The 1,698-nt window shown below is 69.2% G+C and carries 2 protein-coding genes; both read left to right on the top strand.

Features of this window, described 5'->3' with window-relative positions; genetic code table 11:
* Positions 1–866: N-acetylmuramoyl-L-alanine amidase (locus tag NTW26_08575; protein ID MCX7022306.1), on the top strand; the 866-nt coding region annotated here is incomplete at its 5' end.
* A gap of 268 nt (positions 867–1,134) precedes the next feature.
* On the top strand, positions 1,135–1,698 hold a 564-nt coding region (locus NTW26_08570; protein ID MCX7022305.1), incomplete at its 3' end, for an N-acetylmuramoyl-L-alanine amidase.

Here is a 1,698-nt window from a genome sequence, read left to right as displayed (position 1 = left end):
TCCTCGCGGCGGTACCGGTGTGGGCCAACCGGGCCCAGAGCCTGAACCTGGGCACCACCGACGCCGGGACATGGATTTCGGTGGGCCTGGATTCGGAGGCCGAGTTCTCCCTCACCGCCGATGGAAACACCCTCAAGGTGCGCATCACGGGGGCCGCGCCGTCCGCCACCATCACCCGCCCGGGCAAGGGCGCCGTGGCCGAGGCCAAGGTCGTCGCCGACGGCAAGGACGCCCTTTTAATCCTCAAGCTCGTCTCCGGCTCCTACACATACCGCGCCTACGCCAAGCGCAACCCCTTCCAGGTCTGCGTGGACGTCATCCCCAAGGGCGGCGTCAGCGACACGCCCGACTTCACCCAGCCCTCGGGGGAGATCAAGCTGATAGTGATCGACCCGGGTCACGGCGGCTCGCGCTATACCGGCACAGCCACCTACGACGAGCGCGTCTCGGAGAAGTACGCCGTCTACGAGCAGGCCAAGATTTTAAAGGGTCTCCTGGAGGACAACCTGGGGGTGGAGGTGGTCCTGACCCGCACCGGGGACTACGAGGTGGGCCTCAAGGGGCGCTGCCTGATGGCCAACGAGATCGGGGCCACCCTCATCCTCGAGGAGTCGGCCCGGCTGGCCAACTGTGTCAACGCCGAGCTCCTGGACGAGCTGGGCCTGAAGGACCGCTGGGTGAAACAGGACAACTTCGCCGTTCTGCGCGGAACGCACATGCCGGCCATCCTCGTCGAGAGCTACTTCATGACCAGCAAGCGCGAGGCGGATCTCTACACCAATGCCGAGGGCTATCGGCGGGTGGCCGAGGCGGTTTACCGCGGCATCGCCGCCTACGTCAAGGACTACGACAAGCGGATGGAGTAGGCCGATTTGAGGCTGTTCGCCCTCGCCATTTTTTTATTCGTCATCTCGGCGTCGCCGGCGGCGGAGCTTCTTTCCCTGAACGCCGCGCCCGCCGGGACGGGGGCCTGGGTGTCCCTCGGGGTGGACGGGCCGCTTCCCGACGGCGACTCCCCCGCGGCGCCGGTGTTCACCGACGGCGCCTGGCGCTGGGAGATTCCCGGCCTGACGCTGGAGCGGCCCCTCTCGGTGGGGCGGCGCTGGCCGCTGCTCGGAGTGCTCCTCGAACCCGATCGTCCTCGATCCCGGCCACGGCGGTCCCCGGTGGACGGGGGCCGGCGGCCCCAAGACCGGCGTTTTCGAGAAGGACCTGGTGCTGGACATCGCCGGTCGGGTGCGGGCGATGCTGGAGGAGGAACTGGACGTCGAGGTCGTACTGACCCGAACGGGCGATTACCCCGTGGGGCTCCAGGAGCGCGTCCGCACCGCCAACGAGCTCGGCGCCGATCTCTTCCTCTCCCTCCACCTGAACGGCGGCCCGCCGGAGCGTTGCGGGCCCGAGATGTACTACGCCGACCACCACCGGCCGGACACCCCCTGGTCGCCCGGCGGCGGCGCGCGGTTCGCCCTGCCACTCACGGGCGAGCTGCCGTTTATCGCCCGTTTGGAGGCGGCCCGGCTCCTCGCCCGGCTGACATTCGAGGAATTGACCGCGCCCTCGGCGGACCTGGCCCGGAGCCTCCAGGGGACCCACGTCGCGGAGCTCGGCCTGCCCGACCGCGGCGTGTGGCCGGCGCCCTTCTTCGTTCTGGTGGAGGCGCGGATGCCGGCGGTGCTCGTCGAGTCATGCTACCTC

It is taken from the genome of bacterium (assembly GCA_026398675.1).
GTDB lineage: Bacteria > RBG-13-66-14 > RBG-13-66-14 > RBG-13-66-14 > RBG-13-66-14 > RBG-13-66-14.
Note: the sequence above shows the minus strand (reverse complement) of the source record. Positions and strands in the feature narration are given on the sequence as shown.